The 23,093-nt window shown below is 56.9% G+C and carries 21 protein-coding genes and 3 pseudogenes; 5 read left to right on the forward strand and 19 right to left on the reverse strand.

The annotated features are described in order from the left end of the window. Positions 1-60 precede the first annotated feature (60 nt). From RlegSU303_RS26530 to RlegSU303_RS26585, 12 genes and pseudogenes are all read right to left on the reverse strand, one after another. The gene (locus tag RlegSU303_RS26530; RefSeq protein WP_131631589.1) at positions 61-528 is read right to left on the reverse strand and encodes a RidA family protein; all 468 of its coding nucleotides are present in this window, start codon (positions 526-528) and stop codon (positions 61-63) included. A gap of 77 nt (positions 529-605) precedes the next feature. Next, positions 606-1,409, reverse strand: coding sequence for an amino acid ABC transporter ATP-binding protein (locus RlegSU303_RS26535; RefSeq protein WP_131718328.1), 804 nt, complete (start codon positions 1,407-1,409; stop codon positions 606-608). Continuing rightward, positions 1,406-2,347: an amino acid ABC transporter permease gene (locus RlegSU303_RS26540; protein ID WP_131718327.1), complete on the reverse strand. Its 942-nt coding sequence runs from the start codon at positions 2,345-2,347 to the stop codon at positions 1,406-1,408. The genes RlegSU303_RS26535 and RlegSU303_RS26540 overlap by 4 nt, the downstream gene beginning before the upstream one ends. A 443-nt stretch (positions 2,348-2,790) precedes the next feature. After that, a pseudogene (locus RlegSU303_RS26545) lies at positions 2,791-3,012 on the reverse strand (IS110 family transposase); the annotation flags it as partial. Positions 3,013-3,456: 444 nt separating this feature from the next. Next, positions 3,457-3,948 carry an Lrp/AsnC family transcriptional regulator gene (locus RlegSU303_RS26550; protein WP_131631587.1) on the reverse strand — a complete coding sequence of 164 codons (492 nt, stop codon included), beginning with the start codon at positions 3,946-3,948 and terminating at the stop codon, positions 3,457-3,459. Continuing rightward, complete coding sequence (locus RlegSU303_RS26555) at positions 3,945-4,751, reverse strand: homoserine kinase (RefSeq protein WP_131631586.1); 807 nt, start codon at positions 4,749-4,751, stop codon at positions 3,945-3,947. The genes RlegSU303_RS26550 and RlegSU303_RS26555 overlap by 4 nt, the downstream gene beginning before the upstream one ends. Then, positions 4,735-5,628 (reverse strand): annotated as a pseudogene (locus RlegSU303_RS26560) (lyase family protein); the annotation flags it as partial. The pseudogene RlegSU303_RS26560 and the gene RlegSU303_RS26555, both read right to left, overlap by 17 nt. 54 nt (positions 5,629-5,682) lie before the next feature. Continuing rightward, positions 5,683-5,787 (reverse strand): annotated as a pseudogene (locus RlegSU303_RS26565) (dihydrodipicolinate synthase family protein); the annotation flags it as partial. Between the two features lie 45 nt (positions 5,788-5,832). Continuing rightward, positions 5,833-7,251, reverse strand: coding sequence for an aldehyde dehydrogenase family protein (locus RlegSU303_RS26570; protein ID WP_163928138.1), 1,419 nt, complete (start codon positions 7,249-7,251; stop codon positions 5,833-5,835). Beyond that, entirely contained in the window at positions 7,248-8,309 is a 1,062-nt protein-coding gene (locus RlegSU303_RS26575) for a homoserine dehydrogenase (RefSeq protein ID WP_011654697.1), read from the reverse strand. Before RlegSU303_RS26575 ends, RlegSU303_RS26570 begins: the two co-directional genes overlap by 4 nt. Before the next feature lie 1,231 nt (positions 8,310-9,540). Continuing rightward, positions 9,541-10,746: an aminotransferase class V-fold PLP-dependent enzyme gene (locus tag RlegSU303_RS26580; RefSeq protein WP_131718325.1), complete on the reverse strand. Its 1,206-nt coding sequence runs from the start codon at positions 10,744-10,746 to the stop codon at positions 9,541-9,543. 163 nt (positions 10,747-10,909) lie between these two features. Beyond that, positions 10,910-11,830 (reverse strand): LysR family transcriptional regulator, encoded by a 921-nt coding sequence (locus RlegSU303_RS26585; protein ID WP_018068053.1) that lies wholly within the window; start codon positions 11,828-11,830, stop codon positions 10,910-10,912. Between the two features lie 179 nt (positions 11,831-12,009). Between RlegSU303_RS26585 and RlegSU303_RS26590 the strand changes: the two genes are divergently transcribed. From RlegSU303_RS26590 to RlegSU303_RS26600, 3 genes are all read left to right on the forward strand, one after another. Then, a complete protein-coding gene (locus RlegSU303_RS26590; RefSeq protein ID WP_131718324.1) occupies positions 12,010-12,393 on the forward strand; it encodes a RidA family protein in 384 nt (127 codons plus the stop codon). 63 nt (positions 12,394-12,456) lie between these two features. After that, positions 12,457-13,476 (forward strand): carbon-nitrogen hydrolase family protein, encoded by a 1,020-nt coding sequence (locus RlegSU303_RS26595; protein WP_131718323.1) that lies wholly within the window; start codon positions 12,457-12,459, stop codon positions 13,474-13,476. A gap of 4 nt (positions 13,477-13,480) precedes the next feature. Then, on the forward strand, positions 13,481-14,467 hold the full coding sequence (locus RlegSU303_RS26600) for a molybdopterin-dependent oxidoreductase (protein WP_131718322.1): 987 nt from the start codon (positions 13,481-13,483) through the stop codon (positions 14,465-14,467). Positions 14,468-14,781: 314 nt separating this feature from the next. Here RlegSU303_RS26600 and RlegSU303_RS26605 read toward each other — a convergent pair whose 3' ends face one another. The 7 genes from RlegSU303_RS26605 to RlegSU303_RS26635 form a co-directional block, all read right to left on the reverse strand. Further along, positions 14,782-14,988, reverse strand: a complete 207-nt coding sequence (locus RlegSU303_RS26605; RefSeq protein WP_020048059.1) for a hypothetical protein — start codon at positions 14,986-14,988, stop codon at positions 14,782-14,784. Beyond that, on the reverse strand, positions 14,988-15,128 hold the full coding sequence (locus RlegSU303_RS26610; RefSeq protein WP_157865238.1) for a hypothetical protein: 141 nt from the start codon (positions 15,126-15,128) through the stop codon (positions 14,988-14,990). Before RlegSU303_RS26610 ends, RlegSU303_RS26605 begins: the two co-directional genes overlap by 1 nt. After that, a complete protein-coding gene (locus RlegSU303_RS26615) occupies positions 15,121-16,104 on the reverse strand; it encodes a sugar-binding transcriptional regulator (protein ID WP_011654705.1) in 984 nt (327 codons plus the stop codon). The genes RlegSU303_RS26610 and RlegSU303_RS26615 overlap by 8 nt, the downstream gene beginning before the upstream one ends. 181 nt (positions 16,105-16,285) lie before the next feature. Next, a complete protein-coding gene (locus tag RlegSU303_RS26620; protein ID WP_131718321.1) occupies positions 16,286-17,242 on the reverse strand; it encodes a carbohydrate kinase family protein in 957 nt (318 codons plus the stop codon). Between the two features lie 4 nt (positions 17,243-17,246). Beyond that, positions 17,247-17,945, reverse strand: coding sequence for an alpha/beta fold hydrolase (locus tag RlegSU303_RS26625; RefSeq protein ID WP_231283898.1), 699 nt, complete (start codon positions 17,943-17,945; stop codon positions 17,247-17,249). A gap of 92 nt (positions 17,946-18,037) precedes the next feature. After that, a complete protein-coding gene (locus tag RlegSU303_RS26630) occupies positions 18,038-18,274 on the reverse strand; it encodes a lipoyl domain-containing protein (RefSeq protein WP_011654708.1) in 237 nt (78 codons plus the stop codon). A gap of 29 nt (positions 18,275-18,303) precedes the next feature. Further along, complete coding sequence (locus tag RlegSU303_RS26635) at positions 18,304-20,769, reverse strand: alpha-ketoacid dehydrogenase subunit alpha/beta (RefSeq protein ID WP_018517314.1); 2,466 nt, start codon at positions 20,767-20,769, stop codon at positions 18,304-18,306. 324 nt (positions 20,770-21,093) lie between these two features. Here RlegSU303_RS26635 and RlegSU303_RS26640 point away from each other — a divergent pair, with 324 nt between their 5' ends. Together RlegSU303_RS26640 and RlegSU303_RS26645 are read left to right on the forward strand one after the other, a co-directional pair. Further along, positions 21,094-21,939 carry a sugar phosphate isomerase/epimerase family protein gene (locus RlegSU303_RS26640; protein ID WP_011654710.1) on the forward strand — a complete coding sequence of 282 codons (846 nt, stop codon included), beginning with the start codon at positions 21,094-21,096 and terminating at the stop codon, positions 21,937-21,939. A 78-nt stretch (positions 21,940-22,017) separates the two neighbouring features. Then, positions 22,018-23,016 (forward strand): substrate-binding domain-containing protein, encoded by a 999-nt coding sequence (locus RlegSU303_RS26645; protein ID WP_011654711.1) that lies wholly within the window; start codon positions 22,018-22,020, stop codon positions 23,014-23,016. Positions 23,017-23,093 lie beyond the last annotated feature (77 nt).

Raw genomic sequence — 23,093 nt, forward strand, 5'->3', positions numbered from 1 at the left:
GCCTGCGGCCTTAAAAGCCGCGTTTGCGATAAACCGCCGAAAGGGGCATACAGGCATTTGTCAGTCTAGCTCGAACAGGGCTTCGACCTCGACTGCGGCCTGCAATGGCAGGGAAGAAACCCCGATGGTGCTCCGCGCGTGCCGCCCTTGCTCGCCGAAAATCTCAAGGATGACGTCCGAGGCACCGTTCATGACGCGTGCGTGCTCGGAAAACGAAGACGTCGCAGCGATGAACCCACCCAGTCGAACGACCCTCTTGATCTTGTCCAGGCTTCCAAGGCTGGCTCTAGCTTGAGCTATGACATTGATCGCGGCGGCCCGAGCAGCTCGTATTCCGTCTTCGACAGAGACGTTTTCCCCGAGCGATCCCAACGCCACGAGTATGCCATCGGGAGACACGCAAAGCTGCCCTGAAATGAACAGGAGGTTCCCGACTTGGTGAGTTGCGACGTAGTTCGCGACCGATCCGGGCGGTTTCGGGAGATCGATGGCCAGTTCTATGATGCGCTGCTCGAAAGAAGAGTTCATGGGCAAGTCCTGTCCTTCAGCTTCTGTGGCTGTGGATAGATGAATTTCGGAGGGCGGTCCGCGAGTTTTTCCGCGCGTCAGAGGACGCGCGCCAAAAACTCACGTGTTCGGGGAGACTGCGGGTTGGCAATCATCTCTCGCGGCTTGCCGGATTCGACGACAAGGCCGCCGTCCATGAAGATAAGCTGATCGGCAACCTCGCGAGCGAACCCGATTTCATGCGTCACGACTACCATGGTTATTCCCTCGCGCGCCAGACTCTTCATCACCTCGAGCACCTCGCCCACGAGCTCTGGATCGAGTGCGGATGTCGGCTCGTCAAAAAGCAAGACCTTTGGGTTCATCGCGAGCGCCCGTGCGATAGCCACGCGCTGTTGCTGGCCGCCCGACAACTGCCTCGGGTAAGCGTCCCTCTTTTCGGCAAGGCCCACCCGTTTGAGAAGTTCAATCGCCTTTGCCGTCGCCTGCGCAACCGGCTCCCGCTTCACGCGTAAAGGAGCCTCCATAAGATTTTCGATCACGGTCATGTGAGGAAACAAGTTGAACTGCTGGAAAACCATTCCGATCTCGGCCCTGCGCTGGCATATCGCGCTCGGCGGCAGTTCGTAGAGTTTGTTGCCTTCTAGGCGATAGCCAACGAAGTCTCCGTCGACGAGCATCAACCCGCCATTGATTTCCTCGAGGTGATTGATGCAGCGCAGGAATGTGCTCTTTCCCGATCCCGAAGGGCCGATGATGCAAGCGACCGAGCCGGACGGCACCGTGAGGTCCACGCCTTTGAGCACCTCGAGATGGCCGTAGGATTTGCGGATGCCTTTGGCATGTACCATCGTCGTAGATGCGATCCCGAAGCGCTCGTGATGTGTGCCGGGTGCAGTCATGCCAGCGCCTCCTTCCGACCGATCTTGGCCAGGTTCCCGAGTATTGCCCTCGTGATTCCGGGATTGATGCGATGCTCGTCGCGGCTGAAATGTTTTTCCAGGTAGAACTGACCGACAGACATGATCGAGACTACGGCGAGGTACCAGAAAGACACAACAAGGAGCAGAGGGATGGTCTCAAACGTCCGGGCATAGATGGCCTGGGCCGAGTACAGCAGATCGCCCACAGCGATGATACTGACCAGAGAGGTCGTCTTGAGAAGGTTGATCGTCTCGTTTCCGGTCGGCGGAATGATTATTCTCATCGCTTGGGGAAGGACAATCCTCCTCAGCGCCAGGCTAGGATTCATCCCAAGACATGCCGACGCCTCGTACTGGCCCTTGTTGACCGACTTCAATCCGCTCCTGACGATTTCGGCCATATATCCCGCTTCATGAAGCGAGAGTGCGACGATGGCCGAGACCAGTGGGGTCATGATGTCATTTGTAGACACCGAATACACTGTGCCGACCCCCGGCAGCCAAAGCGTGATATTTTTGACGACGATCGACAGATTGTACCAGATGATCAACTGGACGAGAGCTGGAGTGCCTCGGAAGAACCAGACGAAGCCCGCAGCGGGCACAGAAAGCAGCTTGCTCGGAGACAGCATCATCAATGCGGCGATGGTTCCCCCGAGAGTGGCTAGAGCCATCACGACCGCTGTGATTAGAACGGTTTGCCAAAGACCATCGAGTATGAGTGGGTTGAACAGATATTGCGCGACGATGGGCCACTGAAACTCGGGATTGGAAATTGCTGACCTGATCATGCCGGCGACCGACACTAAGACCAAGGCGACGGCCACCCACCTCCAAGGGTGTCGCAGTGGAACGATGGTCAGTTGTTCCGGGTCGATCTTGTCGGCCGATCTCCTTCTGGATTGACTACCAGTCATACTCGCCTCCGCTTGACTAGATGGGCACATTCAGTTCCCGATATCTGGGTTGTCCCCCGATTAGCGCGGTCACCCACGTCTCGAAAATTTTGATCTCGCCTCCGTTCGTTGTGAGGCCCGACGGTGCATTCAATCAAATTAATAATTCGCATCGTGAAAATGCACGCGGTGCATGACGATTAGAAACGTGGCGGGACCACCCGCAGGCCAATCCTCAAAGGCAAGGGGGCGCGCCCAGTACAGCCGTCTTAAACGGGCGAAAAGCTGCGACGCCGCGTCTTGCGGGTTCGTTACGATTCCGGGATTCCGTCTGGGCATCATGTCCTCGCTCAAAATACGAGGACAAATTGCCAGATCGGTGCTCACGAAAATCGATCTAAATCCGACGCGACTTTTGTCCGCGACTTAGTGAAATCGCTGTCCCGAACTTTGTGCAACCCGCAATCCTTGCGAAGCGGCTGATAGCCAGTGACGCCCTGGGCGAAGAGCAGACCCTTGCGCGATTGACATGCCTTACCCGTTCCGCAATCAACACTTACGCTCCCCGCAAATGCGACTCCGATCTTCATCCTCTGGGCCCGGCGTTTTGACCATTGCTTATACACGTGGCTCGCCGCGCTTGAACGCAAGCAGTGCTCGGAGCAGGCCTCACCATCAATCTTATCGTCAAGGCGGCTCGTTCACGTCCATGAGGCGCTGTCGAAGGAGATTTGTATTTTCCGCTGCGGCCTTCTGGTGCTTCCTCTTATCGACTTCTCGGAGTCCCGTCGTGATGGTTGTTGCGCGGCCTGCCGGTTCCACACGTCGATCTCGTAGGCGGCCGCGTCGTATAGACCACCGCCCGCGGCAAACACCCTCGCTCCCGTCAGCCCTCAACCCATCTCTCACATATTGACGTAGCCGGAAAAAAGGTCCTCCGCGATTGCCACTGGAGGCGTTTCCCCACATCGTTGAGTGGAAACGCCGGGTCAGAAAACCTGCGGGGTCGCGGCATCCATACGATCTGATGCCGAGTACAATGCGCTTTCACATGCGCCGATCTCGGCCGTTCGGTAGAAGTTCGACTGCATTGGTCGGTGCACGCATGTTTCGCAGTTTCTTAACAGGGCTCATAAAGGCTCGTTGGAAGCTGCCGGATTTTGGCCGCGGCGCACCTCATCCCTCCGCACAACGGAGGAAAGAGCGAACGCCGTAAGGGTGTCCCGTACGCCCGGGAGTTCGGATATCAGCTGCCAGATCTGGCGAATTCGATCGGCTCGCGGAGATTCCACTCTGACGACGAGATCGAAATCGCCCGTCATCACATCGCAAGCGACGACCTCTGGAATTGTCCGCAAAGCTTGGATGACCTCGCCACCCCTCATCCGGTCCTGGCGGTAGACAAACATCAATGCGGTGGTGATCGGGCTATCGTTTCCGCCATCCCCAGTGACGATCGTGTAGCCCTTGATGAAGCCCTCGCGTTCTAGCCGTTCTATCCGAACGCGAACAGCATTACGGGACAGATTGACCTTGCCCGATAGCTCAGCGTGAGAGGCCCGTGCGTTGGTCCGCAGCGCGCTTAGGATTTGTTCGTCGATGCGGTCGAGAAGATATCTCATGCCCGACAGGCCGGTTGCCGGGCAACTGGGCCAAATCCCGAAGATTCAAATGCGCGTACAGCCGCCTCAAGCATATAAATCTTGTCCTCTTTGCTAGCATAGTGTCTGGCGGCGGATGCGAGGACGAACGCGGGAAGTGCTTTCTTTTCCGCCTCAGTCAGCTGTCTTACACTCTCATAGCCTGCCAAGATGGCCCGGGCTTTCTGTTCGTCCAGCTCTCCAGCCGGCTGGCTCGCCCAGCTAATGAGAACGTCCGCAATCTCAGAAATCAGCACGTCATCGTGCCGGAGCCGGAAGTTAATCACACCGCTGACGTTCTCTCCGAGGAAGAAGACATTGGAAGGTACCAAGGCTCCATGCAGGGCACCCGTTGGCAGCTCATCCAGAGAATGTTTTCGGCCCCCTTGCAGGATCACGTGGATCCGCGCCATGAGGCGGCCGAGATTTTCGCTCTTTTCTGGCGTTGGATTGTTTGTCGATGATCCCGCTACAAAGCTCACGATGGCAACAAGGCGACCGGCGGCCTGGAAGGTGGCGTCGCCATCAACCGTCCGCGTCGGTTTAGGACATGGAATACCCCTGTTGTTCAGCTTCTCCATCGTTGCGAACGCGCGTTCCAGATCCAGCGGCTCGGCGCCGTTTTCGAAAAGCGTGACGATGAATTCACCGCCCGCTGTCCGGAAAAGATAGGTCGTTTCCCTGTCACCGTCGGCAATACCGATCACCGACGACAACGATGTCATACCGTAGGCTGCGGCTATCGAGTTTCGGTCTTCGTCGGATATTTCAGTGAAAACGGCCATCTTTCCCCTCCGTCCAACCACTTCTTGAGAAATTCGCAAACTCCGCGGTATCTCCATAAATCTGATGAACCTGGCTTTCCGTCAGACCTCTTTCTTCTTCGACAACATCTCGTAAGTTTCTCTTTTCGACCAGCGCCTTTTTGGTTAGATCTGCCGCTTTGCTGTATCCGATCAACTTCGCCAGCGGCTTAGCAAGAACGAGAGATTGGTCGAGCAACGCCTGGCAACGATCGACGTCAACTTCGATGCCATCGATGCAGCGTTCCTTTAAGATCACCATGCCTCTGGTTAGCATGCGCATCGACTGCAGGATATTCAAAACGATGACCGGCTCCATCGCGTTCAGCTGCAGTTGACCGGCACTGGCGGCGAGCGTCACCGTAAGATCATTGCCGATAACCTGAAAGCTAATCTGGTTCATCATCTCCGGGATGAAGGGATTGACCTTGCCAGGCATGATCGACGAGCCGGCTTGGACCGGCGGCAAGCGGATCTCTCCCAGACCGCCACGGGGACCGCTACTCAACAGCCGAAGGTCGTTGCAAATCTTCGTCAGGTTGAAGGCAATGCGTTTAAGCACGAAGGAGACGAATCCGCCCGTGTCCGATGTGGCTTCGATGAAGTTGCGGGCCGGAATTAACCGGTAGCCGGATTTCTGGGACAGGTGATCGCATACCGCCTGCGCGAAGCCTGAGGGTACGTTGATTGCCGTGCCGCTCGCCGAACCGCCGAGGTTTATCTCCTTGAGAAGCTTAGAGGCGTACTGGACTTGAACGATATCCTCGTCAATGAATTCAGCAAACGCTTCGAATTCCTTCCCCGCGGTCACGGGCGCAGCGTCTTGCAACTGTGTCCGGCCGACTTTCACAGAACTCGCGGCATGACTGAGCGTCGGACTTTCCCCGGTCGTTCCGCACGGAACAAGGCCGAAGGACCCTTCGTCGATCTGCCATTCGATGAGATCGCGCAGCGCGCCCTCATCCACATGGCCATCAGCAAATGGCGTGACAGGTGCAGTGATAGAACCCTTGAACATTGTTTACCCCGAAATTGCTGATGGCATTGAGCGTGGAAAGAGCTGTTAAGGCTTCAACCGGTTGATGCACACGACCTTCGGCTGGGTCATGTCCTCATAGGCAAACCGCACACCCTCGCGGCCCATGCTGCCATATTTGAAGCCGCCAAACGGCATTGCATCGAACCGGTAGTCGGAGGAGTCGTTGACCATGACGCCACCGGCCTCGATCTTGCTTGCAGTTTCGAGCGCCGCTTCCAGGTCATTGGTAAAAATGGCGGCGTGAAGGCTGTAGTCAGGGCCGTTTGCAAGACCGATTGCATCAGCCAATCCATCGAAGGGCTGAAGAATGACGATCGGCGCGAATACTTCTTCGCCCCACACGTCGCAGGATATCGGAACATCCTCCAGGACGGTCGGCGGGTAGAGATTGCCGGCTGGCTTATGGCCGCAAAGCAATGTCGCGCCGGCAGCGAGCGCCCGTTCGACCATTGCGATCGCTCTGCTGACAGCCTTTTCGGAGATCAACGGGCCGACATCGGTATCGGCATCCAAGGGATTGCCAGTCTTGAGCTTCTTGGTATCTGCGACGAATTTCGCCTTGAATTGCTGATAGATCGGCCGCTGGATCAGAATTCGCTGCGTGCCAATGCAGTTCTGACCGGCCGCCCAAAAGCCTCCCGATACGCAAGCCTCGACGGCCGCATCGAAGTTGCAATTTTCCATAACGATGACAGGCGCATTGCCGCCGAGATCCATGGCAAGTTTTTTGAGGCCCGCGGTCTTGGCAATCGCTTCACCGGTGGCAAAGCCGCCAGTAAACGAGATCATGCGAACGTCTCTCGCCGCAACAAGAGCCTTTCCAAGCTCAGGGCCACCGATCGCAACCGTTATAATCTCTTCAGGTAGACCGCTTTCGATCATGACCTCGACGAGCTTGACGGCAGAGAGTGGAGTAAACTCGGACGGCTTCAAAAGCACTGCGTTGCCACCGGCGATCGCGGGACCGAGTTTGTGGGCAACGAGGTTGAGTGGGTCGTTGTAGGGCGTGATGGCAGCAATAATCCCCAGCGGTTCTCTCGTATACCAACCCTGGCGAGACTCCGAGCCCGCGTAAGCATCGAACGGAATGACTTCGCCCGCATTGCGTTTGGCCTCGTCGGCGGACAGCTTGAGCGTATTGACGCACCGGATTGTCTCTTTGCGGGCCTGCGTAATCGTCTTGCCCGCCTCTTTGGCGATCAGGAGCGCGAACTCCTCCCGCGAGGCCTCGATTGCTGCTGCGGCGGTTTCAAGGATCGCCGACCGCTTGTGACGGGGCAGGGTTCTGGCAATCTGCGCGCCGCGCCTGGCTCGCTCAAGGAGCGCATCCACGCTTGCAGCACAGGTTTCCACAACTGTTCCGACCAGCGTACCGTCGAAGGGGCTGGTGACGGCAATTTCTTCGAGGCCTGTCGCTTGGGTGAGTGCAAGGTTGTGCATCATGCAGCTTCCTTAGCGGTGGAAGAAGCGCCCGCGGAATGAATGGCGACGATATCGGAAAGAAGAGCATATGCAGTTTCGATGCGGCCAGCGCCAGGTCCGGTGATCGTCACGGCGCCCAGCAGTTCGGTGTCGAGTGAGACTGCATTAGTGGCGCCGTTGACGCCTGCCAGCGGATGATCGAGGCCAAGCCGTTTGGGGGAAACACTGCCGGTCACACTGCCGTCGTCATTGCGGACCGCAGCCCCGATGAGCTTCCAGCGGCTGTTTGCCTTGGCGGCTTCCTCGATGTCGGAGAGTGAAAGACCTGAGACGCCCTTGCAGCTTATATCCTCAGGCTTGAGATTCGCGCCAAGCAGTTCGTTTGCCAGGATGACAACCTTCAGACGAACGTCGAAACCTTCCACATCTGCGGTCGGGTCGGCTTCGGCATAACCGAGTTTCTGTGCTTCTTTGACGGCGGAGGCGAAATCCAGACCGCTTTCCATGCGACCGAGGACGAAGTTGGATGTGCCGTTGAGGATCCCCTCGAAGCCCTTCAATTCGGCGCCGGCAAGGGTTCTTTCCGCCATGCGAATAACAGGTGTGCCGCTCATCACGGCGCCTTCGTACTCGAAGCGCACGCCGTTGGTTTTTGCGAACGCCTTGAGCGCTGGGGCAGCGATGGCGACAGGGCCTTTGTTGGTGGTTACCACGTGTTTGCCGGTCTCAAGTGCCCACCTGCAATGCGAGACGGCGGGTTCGCCATCCTTGGGATTGGTGTACGTTGCCTCGACGACGATGTCTGCCGGCGCCGTCTTGATGATGGTCTCGTTGTCAGCTTCAGCACTTCCACCCGAAAGTTGTCCGAAGCCACCCTTTTCGAACTTCGCGTCGACCAGAGTTTTTGCATCAAGACCATTTGGCGAAATTACCGAACCCAAATAGAGGTCGCTCACAGCGACAATATTCAGGCGGAAGCCAAGGTCGCGTTCCCAGAGCTGGTTCTTGGCGGCGATGAGTTCAGTCAGGGCGCGATTGACGCCGCCAAATCCGATCAGAGCGATATTGTAAATTGTCATAACGATCCTCCGTGAAGTTTATGGCGTAATCATAGGATGCGAAACGATCCACCGGAACGTGGCAAACGAGCCAAAGGGCAGCGCACTTTGCTCAATTTGCTGCCGCGCTGGTCAGGTCCTTGAGAGTTTCATCACGGGAATCCCGGACACGATCAAAGCGCCGTCTGCCAGACGCATAGGTGATGCTTGTTCTCCAAGGATCGTCATTCCGAGCAGCCACGACCTCGCCGGCTGTAATTGGAGCCGGCAATGCCGTACACGATGCAGGTGACCAAATGGGGCCGCAAATTGCGTTGTATGTTCCGTTCGCTAAACGGACTGGGAACTTGAATTGCCGGTAGAAAGCCATCCGGACTTGATGAGGCCGGGCAAGCCGCGGTGCGCGTGGCTATCTCCTCGACCTGTTCTGACTAGGTACCAACAAGTGTAACAATCGTTATGGTGTCGCGACGATTAAGGAGCGGCCACGCTTTCCAAGCGTGGCCGTCGCCGCCATCAATGAGGCGGTTGGCCCTGACTTTCCGATCATCATTAGCGTAAGCCAGTGGAAGCAGCAGGATTTCGCGGCACGGCTATGCGAGACCAGCGCTGATGCACACTTGTTGCTGCCGTTGGTGGACGCTGGGGTAGATCTCCTACATCACCTGCAGCGGCGTTTCTGAAACCGGACTTTCCTGCGATCGATATCGAGAAAGGCGTAAACCTCGGCGGACGCGGCCGAGAACTCACCCGTGCTACAACATTGGCGGGGTCTTATTCGGCTTCGACGCAGACTTCCTGAACGCCTTTACAGGTCAAGGGGCGGAAACAAGGGCTAGAAAGATTGATCGAACGAGCGCGACGAGTGCGATTTAATCGCCGTTGACAGAGCTCTGATTAGCGATCAGGCGAGCGTGGACCCTGCGACGCTGCGGCCCTTTCTGAACTCGTAAATTTTAAATATCACCGGTGGAAGTGATGATATTCCCTTGCCTGCGTATCTTTCTCGCGCGATACATTACGACGCCACCACCAACCCTGAAGTCGCGAACTGCCACTTCTCCGACATGTACCCCCGAAGCCGGTGTGGGTGGCGCCAGAGGCACTCTTTTAAGGCCAGGATGAACAAAACGACGATGAAGTCTGCTCGCCGCCTAGATGGGACGTTGCCGGTGTTCCCGCAAAGAAGCCTCACCAATAGCCGAAAAAAATGGCATTATTGGTATCCAGTCGATCCAGTCGCGCCGATCAGTTACGCGGCAATACCAGCAATTGCCTCTAGGAATGCCTCAATTTCCTCCTCCGAATTGTAATAATGTGGGGAAGCTCGCACCACCGGCGGGAGTTGTCGCGTATACGCGTCCACGGGTGTACTAGAGGGCGGGGAAACCGAGACGTTGATTCCGTTGCCAGCCAGATAGGCCATGACGGCTGGCGAATCCCAGCCGTTAACGGTGAATGAGATGATGGACGCGAGCGGCGCCCCAAGATCATGTACGGATACGGCACGCATCCCCCTCAGACCTTCCCGAAGCCTTGAAGAAAGGTGACTGCAGCGCGCTTCGATGTTTTCGAGCCCTATTTCGAGCGCGTAATCCACTGCTGCCCGCAGGCCGAGACGAACCGAATAGTTCTTCTCCCATGTTTCAAAACGCCTGGCATCAGGTCGCAATTCGTATCGATCCGGACCAGTCCAGGGCGCGCCATATAGGTCGATCATGGCTGGCTCGATCTTATCCAGGAGTGATTTGCGCATGTACATGAATCCCGTTCCCCGTGGGGCTCGGAGAAACTTCCTGCCGGTAGCAGTCAGGATGTCGCACCCGAGCGCGTTGACATCGATCGGGATTTGACCCGCAGCTTGGCATGCGTCGAGCAGATAGAGAATGCCATTTTCGCGCGCTATTCGGCCGATCGCTGCTGCTGGATTGATAAGCCCGCCGTTGGTCGGGATCCAGGTAACCGCTATCAACCGAACGCGATCATCGATCATTTTCGCCAGTGCGTCCGGATCAAGGACCCCAGAAGCGTCATTCGGAATGACTTCGATCGATACACCGGTGCGCCTGGCAACCTGCAGAAAGGCGATGTAGTTGGCTGCAAATTCGGCACTTGCCGTCAGGATCCGGTCTCCAGGTCCGAAAGCGAGGGAATAGAAGGCGCGTTGCCAAGCGATCGTCGCATTTTCAGCTATCGCAATCTCGTCACGGGCGCAGTTTACGAAGGTGGCCAAGCTGTCGTATGTCCCCTCCAGTAGAGAGTTGGCCTCAGCTGCGGCTTCGTATCCGCCGATCTCCCCTTCCCGGCCTAGGTACCCAACCACCGCTTCAATAACAGGGCTCGGCATCAGCGCAGCACCAGCATTGTTAAGGTGGTTTCTGTTTTTTGTGCCGGGGGTATCAGCACGCAAGCGAAGAAGGTCCAAAGTCTTGCGAGCGTCGCGGCTGATTTGCGACATGAGGGATTCCTTCCTTTGATCGAGCGTCAATCTTGTTGACGCAATCGGCGCTGTCACGGAAGCTGACAACTTCGCAACCCGATGTGCAGAATTGAGCGACGGGGCGTAAGCGTCCGCCAATTCAGCCGGCCAGAGCGCTCCGCGCAGTCCGATTTGCGAAACTTCACGAAGACCAAGGTGAGTTTCTCAGAAGGCGTTGTTCGTCTCGACGAACCAGCTCTTTCACGAATTGCTTTACGGCTCTCACTCTTGGAAGATAGGCTAGGTCTTGATGTGCAGACATCCAGATCTCGCGCTCGCCGCTCAGCTCGTCGAGCACTGGAACGAGACCCAGGTTTAGACTGAGTGCGAATTCGGGAAGGGCTACAATTCCTGCGCCCGCAGACGCCGCGAACATCTGCGACATCATGCTATTTGAGCTGAACGCAATTTTTGGGGTGGGTACGAGTTCCTCTAGCCAGAGCACGCTTTCGAGCTGAATCAGCTCCTCGATATAGCCAACAAAGCGGTGCTCGCTAAGGTCCGCCGCCTGAGAGGGAACGCCATTTCGCTCAAGATAAGCCTGCGAAGCGAACAACCCAGTCTTGAAACGTCCGATCAGCTGACTGTCGAGAGAAGTTCCATGGGGCTTGAAGAAGCTTAGGAATAAATCAGCTTCCCGGCGAGCGACCCGAACGGTTTGCGGCGATGTTACAAGCTCGAGGTCTAGATCAGGGTACCGGCTACTGAGTTCAACGAGGCGCTCGGAGAGATAAAGCGTTGCGATGCCTTCCATGGTGGCCAATCTGACTGTGCCGCGTATTTCGTCACGATTGCTTACGTCGCTGCGAAGAGCATTCACGCCGTTCTCGATTTCCTCCGCTCGCCGCATTGTAACCAGGCCGGCCGGTGTCAGCAGAAGGCCGTCCTTGGTCCGTTCGACGAGTGCACCGCCAACCGTATATTCCAGACGAGCAAGTCGGCGCGATACGGTGGAGTGGCTGACTTTTAGTTCGCGAGCGGCGCCGGTCACGCTCTTGCACCGAACGACGATGAGGAAAAGTTTGAGATCGTCCCAGTCAAGATGATCGATTGCAGTCGCCATGCGACCCTCCGACTATTTTTGCACAGAGTAGTGCATCCTATTCGGGTTGGCGCACAAATTCGTTTTGATAGTTTCGAACGGGCTGTAAAGGCGAACATGCAGCATAGCATGACGCAAACCACTTGCGGATATCCTGGTCGCCAGCAGGTCGCGCTGCTTAACCTGCCTTGGGAGAAACCATGTCTAGACGAACTGTGAATGCTTCGAACGCTGCGGCAGTGGGACCGTATTCGCACGCGACATGGGCGGGCGATCTTCTGTTCTGCTCCGGCCAGACACCGCTAGACCCCGGCACCGGCAAACTTGTCGACGGAAATGTAGCCGACCAGACACGCCAGTGTTTCGACAATCTGTTTCAAGTCCTTGAGGCAGCGGGCCTGGGGTTGGATGATGTCGTATCCGTCAATGTCTATCTCACCGACATGGCTGACTTTGGCCAGATGAATGAGATTTACGCGACGCGTTTGTCATCGCCCTTCCCGGCCCGCACCACCATTGGCTGCGCCAGCCTGCCGCTTGGAGCACGTATCGAGATCGGTCTAACAGCAAAACGGCATTCTTGAGCCTGCCTTTGCCGAGCTGGTCGAGATGGCTGATGGCGAACGTTGATCAGTAGAGGAATGTCGATGGGAAGCACGAACTTCAAGGCCGCCGCTGCTCATGTAGCCCCGGTTTATCTCGATCCGTTGGAGAGCGCGGAGAAAGCTTGTTCGGTAATTGCAGAGGCTGCTCGAAATGGCGCATCACTTGTGGCTTTTTCAGAGAGCTTTCTTCCCGGGTTTCCCGTCTGGGCGGCACTTTACCCACCCATTCAATCGCACGGACATTTCAAACGCTTCCTGAACGCCTCGGTATATGTCGATGGGCCAGAAATTGAGCGTGTGCGCAAAGCTGCGTCCGATAACAGTGTATTCGTTTCAATCGGTTTCTCCGAGCGCAACCCGGCGAGTGTTGGAGGACTGTGGAATAGCAATGTCTTGATATCCGATACAGGCGAAATCCTCATCCATCATCGGAAGCTGGTCGCAACGTTTTTCGAGAAACTGGTTTGGGATCCGGGCGATGGCGCAGGTCTGGTCGTCGCAAATACAAGAATCGGCCGTATCGGCGGTCTCATCTGCGGGGAAAACACAAATCCACTCGCGCGCTACAGTCTGATGACGCAGGCCGAACAGGTTCATATAAGTAGCTATCCGCCGATCTGGCCCACTCGTGTTCCAACGGAGAGCGATAACTACGATAACAGGGCGGCCAACCGCATTCGGGCCTCAGCCCATTGTTTCGAGGCCAAGTGCTTCGGCATCGTTGTCGCCGGTCGGTTGGATGAAAGCGCACGCAGATCTATTGCTTTGGATGATCCTGCGATCGCAGCGATCATAGATGCCAGTCCGCGGGCCAGCAGCTTTTTCCTCGGACCGACTGGAGCGCCATTTGGTGACGAAATGATTGATGAAGGTATCGGCTATGCCCATATCGATCTGGAAGAGTGTGTTGAACCGAAACGATTTCACGACGTCGTTGCTGGTTACAACCGCTTTGATATATTCGACGTCACTGTCAATCGGACACGCCGCAAACCGATCCGGTTCCAAGAAGGCCGGGAGGAAAATGGAACCCGCCTCGATGCACCGGCCCTAGAGGAGTAAGGCGATGACGCGGACGGGTATGCACATGATAAAGAAGGGTTTCTCCTTCCAAGGTCCGGCAGAAGGGGTTCATGCCCTTAACTCCTGGATCACCCCGGAGGACGATCTTTTTCTGGTCACGCATATGGGGTTTCTGAAAATCGACCCCGACCATTGGCATCTGGATGTCGATGGCCTCGTGGGCACTCCAACGAGGTTGCGTCTCTCGGATCTTCAAGCCATGCCTCAGCGCGAGTACATGTCATTTCACGAATGCGCTGGAAGTCCGCTTGCCCCGACAGTCGCCAGGCGCAGGATCGGAAATGTGGTTTGGAAAGGCGTGCCGCTGTCGCTTGTTCTGGAACGTGCAAAGATCAGCACCGATGCGTCATATGTATGGACTTCCGGCCTCGAGTGGGGCGAATACGCCGAAATTGAAGAAGCCTATCAAAAAGACCTGCCTATCGAGAAAGCACTCGCGGAAGAGGTTCTTCTTGCACTTGAGATCAACGGCCGGCCGCTCACTCCGGAGCGTGGAGGTCCGGTTCGACTGGTTGTGCCGGGTTGGTATGGCACAAACTCAGTAAAATGGGTTGGTTCGATCACGGCTGCGGATCGGCGCGCAAGCGGCGCCTATACGACGCGGTTCTATAATGACCCCACCGCGTCGGGAACGAAGCCGGTTTGGGACGTGACCCCGGAGTCCGTTATCGTATCGCCGTCCCCAAATGTTCTGCTGTCAGCGGACATGCCAACGAAAATATGGGGCTGGGCTTGGGGAGATCGCCAGATCTCTAGCGTCGAGGTCAGCGTGGACGGTGGAGGCTCATGGCGGACTGCCTCAGTAGGGCCGCGCGAGGGAAGAAGTTGGCAGCGGTTCGAGTTGACTTGGTCGCCGGAGCCAGGCCCCCACGTCCTGTTATGTCGCTGCAAAAACGAGCTTGGGGAAGAACAGCCGGTATCTGATGCGAGAAACGCGGTGCACTCGGTTCACGTTCAAGTTGATTTCTAGTGCCCCGCTTCTACAGCAATCAGGAGGTGACACGGCACCACGATTTTTCCGATGCAACCGATGCGGATCTCGCCATTTATCGCGGAGAGATCTCTTCGGTTGTCCAACTCCTCATCGCATCCAACGATTGCAAGCTTGGCGATTGGAAATCGGCACGCCTTCTGGGTTAGCGCTGCGACCCGTTCTCAAGCGAGCCCAGGCACGAAAAACTAAGGTCCACATGAACATTTAGGAGAAGTGCGTTCCGGCTCGTTGAGTCCTGCTTCAGAAAGATCGCTTGTCATGCGGGCGGAGTGCCGAACCCACTTCGACTCCTAAGCGATCGAAGCACGCATCATCTTGTCGTTCAGTGTTTGGGCCAAGTCGGCCGAGAGGCAGCCGAACCTATAGGCCGCGGACCAGATCTCGCCCGGCGCCAGGATGGGGACATTGTTTTCCTGCTTTTCCTTAAGATAACGCTCGATCCCCGAGGCGCACGGCAGCGCCAGGCCCAGTGCGTTCTGGTCCGGGGTGCAGGACATCAGCGCACGGCCCTCGGCAGCTCGGCCATCCGGAAGCCCATATGGTCGGCCACGCCGTCACGGTGGTTTTGGAGCGATTCGGCCCAGCCGTCGTTCTTGGCGGCGAACTGGAAAAAACGGCGACGAAAATTATCAATCAACCCTTGGACTTCTGAGCAAGCTGAGCATCTGACGCGCAGCGCTTTCATCAGTCACCAAAGTATTGCAGCCGATTCGCCTGATAGCTGCCAAGATTGCGGCGGCTCGTTGTTCTCCCCCCGATGCGATAACCACGTGCCGTGCGCGTCTCACTGTATCGAGATCGACTGACATCACCCGATCGTTTACCGGATGGTCCACCGTGCGGCCGTCTCGATCAAGAAAATTGCACAGAACATCGCACATTGCTCCCTTGCCGATGAGCGTCTCCAACTCCTCTGGCGCAAGAGATGCGACCGACAGCGATGTTGAATGGGTGCCGATATCGCCGACGCTCACCAGTGCAATGTCCAGATCGGCGGACAGCTTCATGATCCGATTCAAGCCGCACTTTTCGATTAGGCGTTCTTTGGTGTCGGGAGAGTCAACCAGCAGCGGCGCCATCAAAAGAAAACATTGCGCCCCGAGTTGATTGGCGAGCTGCCAGGTAAAATCGATCGGGTTTTCATGCTGGGCTTCCACTGTACCTCCAAGCAGAGACACAATTTTTACCCCTTCGCGCCGCAGCGGGCGAAAACTCGAAAGCGCGGCACTGAGTGTTCGTCCCCAGCCAACCCCGATCGTCGCGTTGTTGGGAATGGTGTCGGAAAGAAACTGACCCAGCGCTTGCCCAACGGCCCGGGCCGTTCCGTCGACATCTTTCGCCGGCGGCGTGACGATCACTTCGTCGAGATTGAGCGCGGCTTCCAGCTCAGATGCCAGCTCCAACTCGCTTGCGGCCTGCTTCACCCAAATCTGGATTTCGCCCCGCTTCAGCGCCTCATCGAGGAGCTTAACGATTGTGCTGCGGCTGACCCCCAGTTTTGCGGCGACTTCGTTTTGGGTAAGTTTCTGATTGTAATAAAGAAAAGCTGCCTTCAACCTGAGGCTTTCAGCGTCCAGCAAGCTGGTGGGGGGCATCCTTGTCAGTTTTGTCATCCAATCCGCCCCTCCGAAAGTGTCGGCAGCCCATCATTCTACCAACTTGGATAATCGTTGCGCCCACGATGCGAATGGCGCCCAAATCCGTTCGCAGATCTTCGAGTAAAGCATCTCTAGACGTGGCGATTCACCCTTAACTGGCACGGCTAACCTCCGCAATAGCTTGCGGTGCTTGGCGTCACATTTGACTGCTCTCGTCGTATCCAGCCAAGATGATTTCTCTGCGCCACGGCGGGTCACTTCCGCGGTGCTCGCAGGCAAGACTTGCAACATGTGCGGCAAACTCGAGAGCTTTGCGAGCCCGGTCACCCGTCAAGGCACCGATGCTATCGCGATGCAAGTCGCCGCTCTGCTGGAGATGGGTGAGAAAGCCTGCAATGAGTGCGTCTCCGGCTCCAACGGTATCAACAACCCTTGCAGGGCGTGCTGGAACTTCAACGACTCTGCCACCCGCAAGATAAACCGTTGCGCCGCCCGCACCCCGGCTGACGAGGACGATCTTGGCCCGGTTTGAAAGCCAACTCTCCGCTGCTGAATGCGGCCCAACACCCGGCTGCATGAATCCGAGATCCGTCACCGACAGCTTTACGATATCAGCCATACCGCAGAGGCGATTGAGACGCTGGCGATATGCCTCTGGATCCTGCGCCAGACCGGGCCGGCAGTTTGGATCGATTGAGAGCACGCGCTTACCCTGTTCGTTCTCGAACAGCGACTCGCAAGCGCTCGAGACAGGGGGGTGAATCAACGTGACCGAACCGATGTGCAGGACGTCAACCTCGGTGCCCAAAGATGGTGCCCCTTTCAGCGTCCAGTGCCGTGCCGCACTGCCGCTGTCATAGAACGCGTACTCAGGCTCGTCGTCGCCCAGACGCACAAAAGCCAACGTCGTGTCGAAAGGCAGGCGGGTTGCATAGCGAAGATCAATCCCCGCTTCGTTGAATTGCTGAACCAGCATGGCGCCAAAAAAATCCTCGGACAGCCCTCCCATGAATCCGACTTTCCCGCCTAACCTGCCAATCGCAGTCGCGATGTTGCAGCAGGATCCACCACAGACAGGGATGTAGCCACTGCCACCTTCCGGGAGCGCGACCGGCAAAAAGTCAATCAAGGCATCACCGCAGACAACGATCATGAACTCATCCCCCCAATTCCAATACGGCACTCTTCAGAAATTCACAAAGATGCCGGCTTACGGCTCTGCTTGCCTCAACGTGAGGAAGATGCCCGGTATCCGGCAGAGTCAGCACTTGAGCGTTGAACCTCGACAGTCTCGGACGGTCGATCGGATTTATCGTGTCTTCCTCTCCCCAAATGACGATCCGCGGAACTCTGCTGACGGCTATGGAGGCCACATGGGGTTCAATCGAGGTCTCGACATGGCTTAACTCCGAAGCCAGGGCTCTAAGAGCGGCACGAATGCCCGGTCGTTCCAGGTGGTCGAGGAGCCGTTGAGCGATCGGTGGCGTTATCAGGCGCGGGCGCGAGACCAAACGCTGAAGTAGCGCCAACGCAGAGCCCAACTCGCTAAGTTCAGGCAGTTCGCTCAGAAATTCTCGACCCACCTCTTTGCCCAGACCAGCCGGTGCGATCAGGCCAAGGCCGGCGACCAAATCCGGTCGGCGGGCTGCCAGTTCGATGGCGATTGCGCCGCCCAGTGAATGCCCCACCACTACAAAGCGATCGTTCTGTCGCGCGAGTGCGTCAATCAGTTCATCGGCCATCTCCGAGATTTTCATGCCATTCCTGCCAGGCGGTTGACCGCCATGCGCAGGCAGGTCGCAGCTAAAAACCGCAAACGACTGCATGAGCGCGTCCTGATTGGCTATCCAGCTCATTCGGTCAGCTCCGAACCCGTGGAGAAGCAGAAGGTTCGGCCCCGACCCACCCAAGCGGAAGACTGGAAGCGGTAAGTTTGCGGTCGCGTTTGTCATGTCTCGATGATCCCAAGCGTGGAGCCCACTGCCGCAAGCTCGTCTGCGGGAATCAGGATTTTCTTCAGAATGCCTGTCGCTGGGGCTTCGATTTCCATGGTGACCTTGGGTGTCGTGATCAGGACGAGTTGTTCACCTTCGGTGACCATGTCGCCTTCCGTCTTGAACCACTCGTCGATCTGGGCCTCGTCGATTTCGTTTCCGAGATTCGGCATGATGATCGGGATATCCATATGTGTTCCTCGCTCAAAAATGTGTTGGTTCACAGACCGAGACGGGCAAGTTCCCGATCGTCCCAGTCACGTATGCTGCGGCGGTTGCTGCGCTGGCCTGGAAACAACTCGCTGGTGATGACATCAATGATGTCATCTTTCTGGGGAAAGTAGGTTGATTCCATCTCAGCGCCGGGCACGATCCAATTCGGAGAGCCGATTACACGAGGCGCGGCGTGAAGAGTTTCATAGCCGAATCGCGTAATGTTTGCGGCGAGCGTCATCAGGAAGCTGCCGCGCTCCGAGGCCTCCGATACCAGTACGATGCGTCCGGTTTTCCTTATCGAGGCAAGCACGGGTTCATAGTTAAATGGAACAAGCGAACGCGCATCAATCACTTCGACCGAGATGCCGAAGGTGCTTTCGAGTTCTTCAGCAGCAGCGAGCGCGGAGTAAAGCGAAGGTCCCACCGTCAGAATTGTGACGTCTTCTCCAGCGCGCTTACAATCGGGTTCACCAATGGGAAGTTGGTAGTAGCCGGTCGGCACGCCTTCATTGCGGAACTCTTCCACGGTGTCGTAGAGGCGCTGGCTTTCAAAGAAAACCACCGGATCGTTGCCTGACAATGCGGAAGCCAACAGGCCTTTCGCATCATACGGCGTTGCCGGATATACAACTTTGAGGCCTGGAATATGGGCGCATAATGCCGTCCAGTCTTGACTATGCTGGGCGCCGTACTTCGAACCGATCGAGCAACGCAAAACGACGGGAACCTTCAGCTCACCTCCGGACATCGATTGCCATTTTGCCATCTGATTGAAGACTTCGTCGCCCGCCCGGCCTAGAAAGTCGCCATACATCAGTTCCACCAGCGCGCGGCCGCCCTCGAGCGCAAAGCCGACCGCCGTCGCAACGATCGCAGCTTCGGAGATCGGTGAATTGAACAAACGATCATGCGGTAGGATTTCGGCAAGCCCCCGGTAAACGCCGAATGCGCCACCCCATTCCCGGCATTCTTCCCCATAGGCGACAAGACTGCCGTCGTGCGTCATGTGGTGCAAGACGGACTCGAACAACGCGTCACGCAATGTGATAGCCCGCATGGGTGACAGCTTGGCTCCGTCCTCGGCAAAGCCGTATCGACTTTTCTTCGCGTCCTGACGGATCCGGCTCACCTCGTCGACAGGCTTGAGGAGCGAAACTTCTTGCGAGGGCAGCTCTATGTTGGTGTTCGAGAACATGAGCTTGCCGATCAGCGTTGGATCTGCATGAATATCAACGGGAGGAGTAAGTGCCGGATCGACCGCGATCGCAGTAATCGAGCGCATGCGATCCGTTGTCTGTTCGCGCAGTTCGGCGACCTGGCCAGCGGTCACAATCCCGGCCTCCTGAAGGCGATTGGAGAACAGAATGATAGGATCGTGCTGTTCCCACGCCTGCATCTCGTCCTTCGTCCGATATGAGTTGATATCTGTCGTTGAATGACCCGAGCTGCGGTAACATTCGACGTCCAGCAAGGCGGGCCCGCGGCCTTGAACCAAAAGCTCGCGCTTGCGTGCGACGGCGTCAGCAACGGCGAGCGGATTTGTTCCGTCGACGGTTTCCGCGTGTATGGCTTGCTGGTTGACCGCCAGCCCTATGCGAGACAGGCGGTCCCATCCCATTGTTTCACCGATGGTCTGACCGCCCATCGCATAAAAGTTGTTGGTGAAGAAAAACAGGACCGGCAAACCTCCTTTGAAAGCATCTGCCCACAGCGTCTCGAATTGTGCCATAGCGGCGAAATTCATAGCTTCCCAGACGGGCCCGCAGCCAGTAGAGCCATCGCCCGCGTTGGCCACAGTGATGCCGCTGGCCCCCGCAAGCTTCTTTCGCAATGCGGCCCCCGTGGCTATTCCGGCGGACGCGCCGACAATTGCATTGTTCGGATAAGTCCCAAAAGGCGGGAAGAAGGCATGCATCGACCCGCCCATGCCTCGGTTGAAACCGGTTGAGCGCATGAAGATCTCTGAAAGCAGGCCGAGCAGTAGAAAATTCTCCGCGGTCTCGCTTGTTTTCGGACCCTGCAGAGAGGTCTCCACGGTCCTGAGAAGCGTACCACGCTCATGGCTCTCCATAATCAGACGCAAGGCATCATCCGGGAGCTTTCGGATCGCAGAAAGGCCCTTCGCGATGAACTCGCCATGGCTGCGATGACTTCCGAAAATATGGTCATGCGGCTCGAGTGAGGCTGCCGCTCCGACGGCAGCAGCCTCTTGCCCGATCGAAAGGTGAGCCGGCCCTTTGTAGTTAAACTCAATGCCGCAATATGCTCCCTTTCCCTTTAGCGAAGCCAAAATCGTCTCAAATTCGCGTATGATAATCATATCGCGCAGAATTTGCAGCAATCCTTCGTCGCCATACCGGGCACGTTCCGCCTCGATATTCTCATCGTACGCGTGGATAGGAATTGAGGGTGCTTTCAGCGTACTGCGCACCTTGAAGGTCCTAGGGTCGATGTGGATTTCCTTGGGCATTCTGACCTCCGATGGGATTTGCCGGGGTCACAATCCCCTTAGCCACTAGACATATATCGTCACAACAAATGTATTTCAAGAAAGATTTTTGTGTTAGGTGCTTTTAAGCAATGATCGTACAAATGCGGCGGAACGGCAATTTGTGGCTTGGCATGGTGTTGGATCCTGTAAACAAATGTTTTTCACAAGATATATTTGTGTTGACCTTTGCAAATTTTTCGATGACTATTCCCATAATGATCAGCGGCGAAGAAATGTCGCGCTGACGCTGTCTGGTCCAGCGTTCTCGTTGGCTCTGCAGCGGATTACGGGAGGATAAATGCAATGGCAAAATTTGGAATGCACTTCAGTCTGTGGGCGCCCGAGTGGACGACAGAGGCGGCCAACGCCGCTATCCCTGAGGCGGCGCGATACGGGCTGGAAATAATCGAGATCCCTTTGTTCGAGCCGGCCAAAATCGATCTGGATCACGCAAAGTCGATAATCCGAGATCATGGTCTTCAGGCAACCGCGTCGCTTTGCCTGCCCGAAGACAAGATGGCTCACCTGGCTCCGGAAGCCTGTACGCAATATCTGTTTCAAGTTCTCGACGCCGCTCACCACATTGGGTGCTCCATGCTGACTGGCGTCACCTACTCGGCGCTCGGCTACAAGACCGGTGTTCCCCCAACAAGTAGCGAGTACGAAGCGGTGGTTCGGGCACTGAAGCCGGTAGCCCGGCGCGCTGCTGGACTCGGCATGACGTTCGGTGTCGAACCTTGCACACGCTTCGACACCCACATTCTCAATACGGCCGCGCAAGGAATATGGCTGCTTGAGCAAATCGATGAACCGAATACCTTCGTCCACCTCGACACCTATCACATGAACGTAGAGGAGAGTGGTTTCGACGACGGCATCCGCCAGGCCGCGGGACGCTCTCCCTATATCCACCTTTCCGAAAGTCATCGCGGTGTCCCAGGCACCGGCACCGTAGATTGGGAACTGGTCTTCCGGACATTGCGCGACACCGGATTCGATGGCGATCTTGTCATTGAGAGCTTTGTCTCGGTACCGCCACAGCTTGCTGCGGCACTCTGCATGTGGCGGCCGGCCGCGCCCAATGCTGGCGCTGTACTTGATCAAGGGCTGCCGTATTTGCGCGGCTTGGCGACACGCTACGGCCTCTGAGGCGACAGCTGGCGGCGACGGACCGCAGACGCAATTCCGAAAATCTAGAGTCTACAACGCTCACAGGAGGAGAAGAGCATGAAACGTCGTGACATTTTGAAGTTTTCTTTGGCCGCAGGCGTGGCATGGCTGATTGCCACGCCAAACCTCGCGATGGCGGCCGACCCAGTCATGGTGACTGTTGTCAAGATTGCCGGCATCCCGTACTTCGGTGCCCTTGAGCGCGGCCTGCAGGAGGCAGGGAAGCAATTCAACATCGACGTTTCCATGACCGGTCCGGCAAACATCGACCCGGCTCAGCAGGTCAAGCTGCTGGAAGATCTGATCGCCAAAAAGGTGGACGTGATCGGCCTTGTGCCCCTGGACGTCAAGGCGTGCGAGCCTGTGCTCAAGCGGGCTCAGGCAGCAGGCATCAAGGTTATTGTCCACGAGGGGCCGGAACAGGAGGGCCGCGACTGGGACGTCGAACTCATTGACTCGACCAAGTTCGGCGAAGTTCAAATGCAGAGCCTCGCCAAGGAAATGGGCGAGGAAGGGGACTATGTCGTCTATGTCGGCACCCTGACTACCCCGCTGCACAACAAGTGGGCCGACGCGGCCATCGCCTATCAAAAGGCACATTATCCCAAGATGAACCTCGTGGCCGATCGCTTCCCTGGCGCCGACGAAATCGACAGCGCCTACCGCACGACCATCGACGTGCTGAAGGCCTATCCGAAGCTCAAGGGTATTCTCGCGTTTGGCTCGAACGGTCCGATCGCCGCCGGCAACGCCGTGAAGGAAAAGCACCTGAGCAAGCGGGTTGCCGTCATAGGCACGGTGCTGCCGTCGCAGGCCAAGGACCTGATCATGGACGGCGTCATTCGGGAAGGTTTCATGTGGAACCCGAGAGAAGCTGGCTCTGCGATGGTTGCCGTCGCCAGATTGGTCCTCGACGGAACGAAAATCGAGGACGGGATGGATGTTCCCGGCCTCGGCAAGGCTACGGTGGATGTTCCCGGAAAGCTCATCAAGGTCGACAAGATCACCCACATCAACAAAGAAACCGTGGATGGCCTGATCGCCCAAGGTCTGTAGCCGTCCTTGCAGGAAATACCGCAGGCGGGTCCTCGCTCGCCTGCGGCAGGACAGATGCCAGCGACTAAGGGTAAAGC

Origin of the sequence: Rhizobium sp. SU303 (assembly GCF_021052345.1) — a bacterium.
Lineage (GTDB): Bacteria > Pseudomonadota > Alphaproteobacteria > Rhizobiales > Rhizobiaceae > Rhizobium > Rhizobium laguerreae.

Excerpts from the sequence above, each read along its gene's own strand:
- RlegSU303_RS26530 (WP_131631589.1), bottom strand. The coding sequence starts at position 528 with ATGAACTCTTCTTTCGAGCAGCGCATCATAGAACTGGCCATCGATCTC.
- RlegSU303_RS26535 (WP_131718328.1), bottom strand. The coding sequence starts at position 1,409 with ATGACTGCACCCGGCACACATCACGAGCGCTTCGGGATCGCATCTACG.
- RlegSU303_RS26540 (WP_131718327.1), bottom strand. The coding sequence starts at position 2,347 with ATGACTGGTAGTCAATCCAGAAGGAGATCGGCCGACAAGATCGACCCG.
- RlegSU303_RS26550 (WP_131631587.1), bottom strand. The coding sequence starts at position 3,948 with ATGAGATATCTTCTCGACCGCATCGACGAACAAATCCTAAGCGCGCTG.
- RlegSU303_RS26555 (WP_131631586.1), bottom strand. The coding sequence starts at position 4,751 with ATGGCCGTTTTCACTGAAATATCCGACGAAGACCGAAACTCGATAGCC.
- RlegSU303_RS26570 (WP_163928138.1), bottom strand. The coding sequence starts at position 7,251 with ATGATGCACAACCTTGCACTCACCCAAGCGACAGGCCTCGAAGAAATT.
- RlegSU303_RS26575 (WP_011654697.1), bottom strand. The coding sequence starts at position 8,309 with ATGACAATTTACAATATCGCTCTGATCGGATTTGGCGGCGTCAATCGC.
- RlegSU303_RS26580 (WP_131718325.1), bottom strand. The coding sequence starts at position 10,746 with ATGTCGCAAATCAGCCGCGACGCTCGCAAGACTTTGGACCTTCTTCGC.
- RlegSU303_RS26585 (WP_018068053.1), bottom strand. The coding sequence starts at position 11,830 with ATGGCGACTGCAATCGATCATCTTGACTGGGACGATCTCAAACTTTTC.
- RlegSU303_RS26590 (WP_131718324.1), top strand. The coding sequence starts at position 12,010 with ATGTCTAGACGAACTGTGAATGCTTCGAACGCTGCGGCAGTGGGACCG.
- RlegSU303_RS26595 (WP_131718323.1), top strand. The coding sequence starts at position 12,457 with ATGGGAAGCACGAACTTCAAGGCCGCCGCTGCTCATGTAGCCCCGGTT.
- RlegSU303_RS26600 (WP_131718322.1), top strand. The coding sequence starts at position 13,481 with ATGACGCGGACGGGTATGCACATGATAAAGAAGGGTTTCTCCTTCCAA.
- RlegSU303_RS26605 (WP_020048059.1), bottom strand. The coding sequence starts at position 14,988 with ATGTCCTGCACCCCGGACCAGAACGCACTGGGCCTGGCGCTGCCGTGC.
- RlegSU303_RS26615 (WP_011654705.1), bottom strand. The coding sequence starts at position 16,104 with ATGACAAAACTGACAAGGATGCCCCCCACCAGCTTGCTGGACGCTGAA.
- RlegSU303_RS26620 (WP_131718321.1), bottom strand. The coding sequence starts at position 17,242 with ATGATCGTTGTCTGCGGTGATGCCTTGATTGACTTTTTGCCGGTCGCG.
- RlegSU303_RS26625 (WP_231283898.1), bottom strand. The coding sequence starts at position 17,945 with ATGAGCTGGATAGCCAATCAGGACGCGCTCATGCAGTCGTTTGCGGTT.
- RlegSU303_RS26630 (WP_011654708.1), bottom strand. The coding sequence starts at position 18,274 with ATGGATATCCCGATCATCATGCCGAATCTCGGAAACGAAATCGACGAG.
- RlegSU303_RS26635 (WP_018517314.1), bottom strand. The coding sequence starts at position 20,769 with ATGCCCAAGGAAATCCACATCGACCCTAGGACCTTCAAGGTGCGCAGT.
- RlegSU303_RS26640 (WP_011654710.1), top strand. The coding sequence starts at position 21,094 with ATGGCAAAATTTGGAATGCACTTCAGTCTGTGGGCGCCCGAGTGGACG.
- RlegSU303_RS26645 (WP_011654711.1), top strand. The coding sequence starts at position 22,018 with ATGAAACGTCGTGACATTTTGAAGTTTTCTTTGGCCGCAGGCGTGGCA.